Below are 5,475 nucleotides of genomic sequence, written 5' to 3' on the forward strand. Positions count from 1 at the left end.
CTCTTGATAGTAATAGGTTACGATTTAGTTAGTTATCTACTGCATTATCCTTCTGCGCGTTGCGTAACCTTCAAAGAACTCTTCGTATGCAAAAGTAGCTATTTAATTCGAGATTTTGATATAAACTCCCGTTTTTTATCCCCTCATTCATAAGAATTTTCCGTAAAAGCGGTATTGTCCGTCGGCACACCATTGCCCAAAACGAGTTTGGAACAAACGTGTGCCGACTACCGCATAGCTGGAGAAAAGGGCATTGCCTCACGCCTAAACGATGTTTAGACAGATGAAGCAATGCCCCTTTCTTTTGCGCCTATGCCAAGAGGTGCTTTTACGGGTTTTCAAATGATTTTTCTTTTTTCGCTGTCTCTTTTGCCGGAAGCGGAAAGTGAATGCAGAGTGTGTCAGCCTGCCCCATGAATGAAACAGGCGCCCACACACAGCCGGACAAACCGGGAAGAATGATTGTTGCCACCCGGCTGAACAAGTTCCGTCGGATCGGAAACAATCATACTTCCTTTGTTGTGGTTTGCCCTTTTCACGCTTCCGGTGATGTCTTTTTCCTTTTGGTGATTCTTTTTTTTACGGATTTTCCCCTGAAGTTTTTTTCTACACAATCTGCCTCTGTTTTCGTTTACCTCCATTTTGCGCCTTTCAGTAAGCCGCATCAGTCAGTCATTTTCGTTCTGGGCGCAAAGGTAATTCCGGGATTGGACGGGAAAGCAAGGTCAAGCCTCCTGTTTTCGGTAAAAATCTCCAGCCCTGCGGGTAGTATTTTGACCGAAAAACCTTGCATTCCCTAATCCCTACCTTTTCAAGCACCCGAAACGAAAACGACCGATGCGACAGAAAGACGCATAAAAAAAATGTCGGATAAACGAGAGGCAGATAAGATAGTTTGAAACTCAACTCCCTCAGCTCTTGAATCCGCATTAAAAACAAAAAAATCAAAAACAGCGAAGATATGACGGCAACGGCAAATTTCAGACAAATGGCGCAACACATCGGGTTGGCGATATGCGGCTTGATGATGCGCACCGCCTTCGGGGTGTTCGGCATCCTTTGGGGCATCATCAGAGAGATTGTAAACGGAGTGTTCCGAGTGGCGATAGGTGTAATCGTGGCTATCCTTTCCACCATTGCCTTCTTTGGCTTCATCCTTTGGTTATTCACCCTTTAACCCTTACCGACATGGCAAAAAGAAACAGCAAGACGGCAGCGCAGCAGTGCAGATATTACGAGGTGGACAACATCTTCGTGTATATGGTGGAAACGTACATCAACGGCAATTTTGAAACTTTCCGAAGATTGTACCACGAACTGAACAAGGACGCACGGAGGGATTTCATGGACTTCCTTCTCAGCGAGGTAGAGCCGACCTATTGGAGAGAGATACTGAAACAGATAATCTAAAAATGACAGCGATATGAAAGGAACAGACCATTTCAAGAGAACGATATATATGTACTTGGAACAGCGTGCGGAGGAAGATGCGCTATTTGCAAAGAAGTACCGCAACCCTGCCAAGAACATGGACGAGTGCGTGACCCACATTCTGAACTATGTGCAGAAAAGCGGTTGCAACGGTTTCACGGACGGAGAGATATTCGGGCAAGCCATCCACTACTATGAGGAAAACGAGATAGAGGTGGGCAAACCGATGGACTGCCAAGTGGTTGTGAACCACGTTGTGAAACTCACGGCAGAGGAAAAGGCGGAGGCACGTCAGAACGCTGTCCGCAAATACCAAGAGGAGGAACTCCGCAAGTTGCAGAACCGCCACAGACCGTCAGCGAGAAAAGAAAACCAACCCCAACCCTCATTATTTGATTTAGGCTTATGAAACCGAAGACCAAGATACAGAAAGAGGTGGCAAGACTTTCCGCCAACCTTCGCCCCATATCAGCGACACAAATAGATTGGGCATACCGCCACTGCGTTGAGCATATCGGCTACCGCACCAAGAAAGGGAACATCACCTGTTCCGACTGCGGTCACGAGTGGCACAGCGACAGCGGACTATGCGACACCCTTGAAGGCTGCACCTGCCCCAAATGCCATGCCGAACTCAAAGTGCAGGACACACGCAGACGCATCTACAAGGAAACGCAGAATTTCAGCGTGATAACCACCTGCAAAGGGTATCAGGTAATCCGCGTGGCGCAGGTCAGATGCGAGAGCAGGAAAGGCGAACCGATGCGTTTCTACTGCCACGAGGTCGTGCAGCGTTGGATTTCACCCGACGGCAAGGTTACGGACATGGCGTTGCTCCGTGGCTTCCTTTTCTGCTATTGCGATGTGTGGGCATTAGGCAGCGATATGGAGGTAAGACCGCACAACAGCCTATACGATGATGTGGTGGCAAGAAGCTGTGCATATCCAAAGATGAGGATATTGCCCCAACTCAGACGTAACGGCTTCAAGGGCGATTTCCACGGCATCTCCCCCGTGCGTCTTTTCAAAGCCTTGCTTTCAGACCCAAGAATTGAAACCCTTATGAAAGGCGGTGAGATTGAGGTCATGAAACACTTTCTTTTCAATACCCGTACTGCCGATGAATGTTGGGCATCATATCTGATTGCCAAGCGTCACAAGTATCAGATAGACAACCTCTCAATGTGGTGCGACTATCTGCGTATGCTCAAAAAACTCGGTCAAGACCTCCGTAACCCGAAGAACATCTGTCCCGAAGATTTCATGGCGGCACACGACAACGCAACCCGAAAAATTGAAGCCATACACGAGAAGGAAAGAGCCGCAGAGCAACGCCGTTGGGAGATTGAAAGGCGTGAGCGTGAGCAACAGCGACAACTCCAACGAAAGAAAGATGCGGAGGATTTCATCGCCAACAAATCCAAATTCTTCGGCTTGGTAATCACGGACGAGGAAATAATCGTCAAGGTGCTTGAAAGCATAGACGAGTATTACAACGAGGGCAAGACGCAGGGCATCTGCGTGTTTGGCAGTGGATACTACAAGAAAGCCGACACCCTCATACTATCGGCAAGGATTGGCGATGAGATTATTGAAACCGTAGAGGTGGACTTGCGAACCCTCGAAGTGGTGCAGTGCCACGGCAAGCACAACCAGGACACCGAATATCACGAGCGCATCATAGACCTTGTGAACAAGAACGCCAACCTTATCCGTGAGCGGATGAAAGCGGCATAGCATAACCCCTAAAACAACATTGATATGGAAGTAAGAATTGAAAGTATGATTTGTGTGTGGGATGATGCAATCCCCACGATGTTCCTTGAATTTGTGAACCTCCTCACTCTCACAACGAGTGAGGGGGAATTGAGAAAGAGCGTAAAGGAGTTTGCCGAGAAGCACGAACTTGACAAGTTTTTCCTTTACGGCTTCGGCTCACACCATTTCTACCTGCACCAACGCTACACAAGCAACCCCGAAATGGTGATGAAGAACAGAGTTCTGTCAGTACATTTTTAACCATCTAAAAAGCAACATTATGACAACACGAATGACCATCAACGGAGTAAGCACCTGCGCGGAAGCAGGTACGGAGAAATACGAGCGTTTCCAATCGGGTATCGGAAGACGCAGGCGGACACTTGTGCAGTACGACTACCGCCACCCCATAGACAGAGAATTGTTCTCTTGTGTCAAACCCACGTTGGACGAGTGCCGAGCCGCACGGGACAAGTGGCTGAACGCAAAGAAGGGAAAGGAGGACAGACTATGAACACGACCTATCAAACGCTGATAGTCAAGTTCAGCGAACCTATCACGGCATTGGACGGTATCTTTGACGATACCGGAGCGTGGGGAACGGACACCCTCAAGGGGTGGATAGATGATTACGAAAGCACACGTTTCACCGCCACCGACAGCCATACGGCAGTCATCACGAGCGAGTACAATATGGAATGTGTGAAAGAGTGGCTACAACGGCAGACCCCCATTTCCGAAATGCGAGAATTTTGAACGGGATGGCGGTGTCCGCACCGCCAATACTTAAAACCCTAAAAACAAAAGATATGATAGCCAAGACGATATTACAGCAGATAGGCGGAAAACGCTTCACCGCCATGACAGGTAGCCGTGATTTCATAGATATGGGCAACGGCTTACGGATGAGCCTTGCAAGGAACAAAACAAGTGCCAACCGCCTTGACATCATCTATGACGAAGGGGCAGACCTCTACAATATGCGCTTCTACCGCAGGACGTTCAGCAAAAAGACCTTTGAGTGCAAGACAAAGGACATTGCCGTACACGAGGGTATCTATTTTGATATGCTGGAGGAAATGTTCACGATGGTGACGGGACTTTACACACGCTTTTGAGTGGCGGGGCGGCGAGAGCCGCCCTACTTTCTTTCAGTGAGCATGATGGCGGACAAAGAAAGTAGCAAAGAAACCTTTGTCCAATCTGCGATAACTAAAAAATCCGCAAGTAAAACTTGCGGAGGCTATATATTGGGTCGTTATTTTTTGGTGGAGGGGAATGATAATCTCGAACCGTTGAACTACACATTTCTGCTTCGTCTCCATTTCCCCCAACGATTTGATACGTTCAATCATTTTTGTTGTTCCTTTCTGAATTTTCCTAAATACTTTCTTCATAATTTCGCTATACTTTTTATGGTTAATAACTATGTTTTGTATTGCTCTCACAACACTTACAACTTGAAGTGTTATTTGGAAACCGATAGGCAAAAATGGCTCAACGATGTCAATTAACGAGAAAATCCTACGATAATCTATCAAGTGATAGAGCAAAAGACGTGCCAAGTTAAATATGGCACGTCTTTTGCCAGTTTTGTCAGTCCTTTTATGGGATATACAACAGCGCAAACTCCGCCTTTCTCCGTTTGAGCAGCATGGCGTGGCGTTTTCCTTTGTAGTTGCAGAAGGCTATATACTCACGGTAGATGTTCCTGTCACCAGCTTCCAGCTTCTTGATTAAGGTGCTTTTGGGGATTGTTTTGCTGCCTAACAGCTTCGCCGGTCCCACATTGTAAGCTAACGTGCCAAGCAAAATCGAATCAACCCCGAATTTACGGAACATGGCGACAAATTTGCGCAGGTCTTTCCGCAAAAGTTCATCCGCATCCCGTTTTGTCATGGTTCGTGCCGAATACTTCTCGTTTGGCAAAAGTTTGTGACCCCAACCGACGTATGGGTAGTGTTTTTCTGAGTGCCAGCCTTCAAAGTAGCGGCAGCATAAAAAAGCACGTTCCATAAGCGGCAGTCGGTAGATTGCCGCCTGCCCGTCCGTTCCCTCTTGGCGGCTGATCTGCGCGGACACAGAACAGACCGTCAGAAGTGAACAGAGCATTGTCATGAATACACGCATCATTTCAACAAGGGGCTGAAGTTGCCGATGGGAACGATGGTAAGATCGTCGTCCTTTACATTCCTGTTGTTGAAGTCAAATTCCAGTTCGTAGGAGTTGCTAAAGTTATCCTCCACCACCACGATGAAATTATGCGCCTCATCACCCGCCGCCGTG

The 5,475-nt window shown here is 47.6% G+C and carries 11 protein-coding genes and 1 pseudogene; 9 read left to right on the forward strand and 3 right to left on the reverse strand.

The window, feature by feature from the left end:
* Positions 1–413 precede the first annotated feature (413 nt).
* From HMPREF9420_RS14365 to HMPREF9420_RS01410, 9 genes are all read left to right on the forward strand, one after another.
* Positions 414–800, forward strand: coding sequence for a hypothetical protein (locus tag HMPREF9420_RS14365; protein WP_009126113.1), 387 nt, complete (start codon positions 414–416; stop codon positions 798–800).
* Positions 801–961: 161 nt separating this feature from the next.
* Entirely contained in the window at positions 962–1,177 is a 216-nt protein-coding gene (locus HMPREF9420_RS01380; protein ID WP_004291535.1) for a hypothetical protein, read from the forward strand.
* 11 nt (positions 1,178–1,188) lie between these two features.
* The gene (locus HMPREF9420_RS01385; RefSeq protein ID WP_004291534.1) at positions 1,189–1,410 is read left to right on the forward strand and encodes a hypothetical protein; all 222 of its coding nucleotides are present in this window, start codon (positions 1,189–1,191) and stop codon (positions 1,408–1,410) included.
* 13 nt (positions 1,411–1,423) lie between these two features.
* Positions 1,424–1,840, forward strand: coding sequence for a PcfK-like family protein (locus HMPREF9420_RS01390; protein ID WP_004291533.1), 417 nt, complete (start codon positions 1,424–1,426; stop codon positions 1,838–1,840).
* Positions 1,837–3,168 carry a PcfJ domain-containing protein gene (locus tag HMPREF9420_RS01395; RefSeq protein WP_004291532.1) on the forward strand — a complete coding sequence of 444 codons (1,332 nt, stop codon included), beginning with the start codon at positions 1,837–1,839 and terminating at the stop codon, positions 3,166–3,168. The genes HMPREF9420_RS01390 and HMPREF9420_RS01395 overlap by 4 nt, the downstream gene beginning before the upstream one ends.
* A 24-nt stretch (positions 3,169–3,192) precedes the next feature.
* Positions 3,193–3,450 (forward strand): hypothetical protein, encoded by a 258-nt coding sequence (locus HMPREF9420_RS01400; protein WP_004291531.1) that lies wholly within the window; start codon positions 3,193–3,195, stop codon positions 3,448–3,450.
* A 19-nt stretch (positions 3,451–3,469) separates the two neighbouring features.
* On the forward strand, positions 3,470–3,703 hold the full coding sequence (locus HMPREF9420_RS13005) for a DUF3873 domain-containing protein (protein WP_004304291.1): 234 nt from the start codon (positions 3,470–3,472) through the stop codon (positions 3,701–3,703).
* Positions 3,700–3,945, forward strand: coding sequence for a DUF6956 domain-containing protein (locus HMPREF9420_RS01405; RefSeq protein ID WP_004291529.1), 246 nt, complete (start codon positions 3,700–3,702; stop codon positions 3,943–3,945). The genes HMPREF9420_RS13005 and HMPREF9420_RS01405 overlap by 4 nt, the downstream gene beginning before the upstream one ends.
* Before the next feature lie 53 nt (positions 3,946–3,998).
* On the forward strand, positions 3,999–4,307 hold the full coding sequence (locus HMPREF9420_RS01410; RefSeq protein ID WP_004304290.1) for a hypothetical protein: 309 nt from the start codon (positions 3,999–4,001) through the stop codon (positions 4,305–4,307).
* A 33-nt stretch (positions 4,308–4,340) separates the two neighbouring features.
* Here HMPREF9420_RS01410 and HMPREF9420_RS14940 read toward each other — a convergent pair whose 3' ends face one another.
* From HMPREF9420_RS14940 to HMPREF9420_RS01425, 3 genes and pseudogenes are all read right to left on the reverse strand, one after another.
* On the reverse strand, positions 4,341–4,730 hold the full coding sequence (locus HMPREF9420_RS14940) for a hypothetical protein (RefSeq protein WP_004291527.1): 390 nt from the start codon (positions 4,728–4,730) through the stop codon (positions 4,341–4,343).
* A gap of 64 nt (positions 4,731–4,794) precedes the next feature.
* Positions 4,795–5,322, reverse strand: a complete 528-nt coding sequence (locus tag HMPREF9420_RS01420; RefSeq protein ID WP_004291526.1) for a glycoside hydrolase family protein — start codon at positions 5,320–5,322, stop codon at positions 4,795–4,797.
* A pseudogene (locus tag HMPREF9420_RS01425) lies at positions 5,319–5,475 on the reverse strand (DUF3872 domain-containing protein); the annotation flags it as partial. The gene HMPREF9420_RS01420 and the pseudogene HMPREF9420_RS01425, both read right to left, overlap by 4 nt.

Source organism: Segatella salivae DSM 15606 (assembly GCF_000185845.1).
Taxonomy (GTDB): domain Bacteria; phylum Bacteroidota; class Bacteroidia; order Bacteroidales; family Bacteroidaceae; genus Prevotella; species Prevotella salivae.

Coding starts and splice junctions, on each gene's coding strand:
- HMPREF9420_RS14365 (WP_009126113.1), top strand. CDS start 414: ATGAATGAAACAGGCGCCCACACACAGCCGGACAAACCGGGAAGAATG.
- HMPREF9420_RS01380 (WP_004291535.1), top strand. CDS start 962: ATGACGGCAACGGCAAATTTCAGACAAATGGCGCAACACATCGGGTTG.
- HMPREF9420_RS01385 (WP_004291534.1), top strand. CDS start 1,189: ATGGCAAAAAGAAACAGCAAGACGGCAGCGCAGCAGTGCAGATATTAC.
- HMPREF9420_RS01390 (WP_004291533.1), top strand. CDS start 1,424: ATGAAAGGAACAGACCATTTCAAGAGAACGATATATATGTACTTGGAA.
- HMPREF9420_RS01395 (WP_004291532.1), top strand. CDS start 1,837: ATGAAACCGAAGACCAAGATACAGAAAGAGGTGGCAAGACTTTCCGCC.
- HMPREF9420_RS01400 (WP_004291531.1), top strand. CDS start 3,193: ATGGAAGTAAGAATTGAAAGTATGATTTGTGTGTGGGATGATGCAATC.
- HMPREF9420_RS13005 (WP_004304291.1), top strand. CDS start 3,470: ATGACAACACGAATGACCATCAACGGAGTAAGCACCTGCGCGGAAGCA.
- HMPREF9420_RS01405 (WP_004291529.1), top strand. CDS start 3,700: ATGAACACGACCTATCAAACGCTGATAGTCAAGTTCAGCGAACCTATC.
- HMPREF9420_RS01410 (WP_004304290.1), top strand. CDS start 3,999: ATGATAGCCAAGACGATATTACAGCAGATAGGCGGAAAACGCTTCACC.
- HMPREF9420_RS01420 (WP_004291526.1), bottom strand. CDS start 5,322: ATGATGCGTGTATTCATGACAATGCTCTGTTCACTTCTGACGGTCTGT.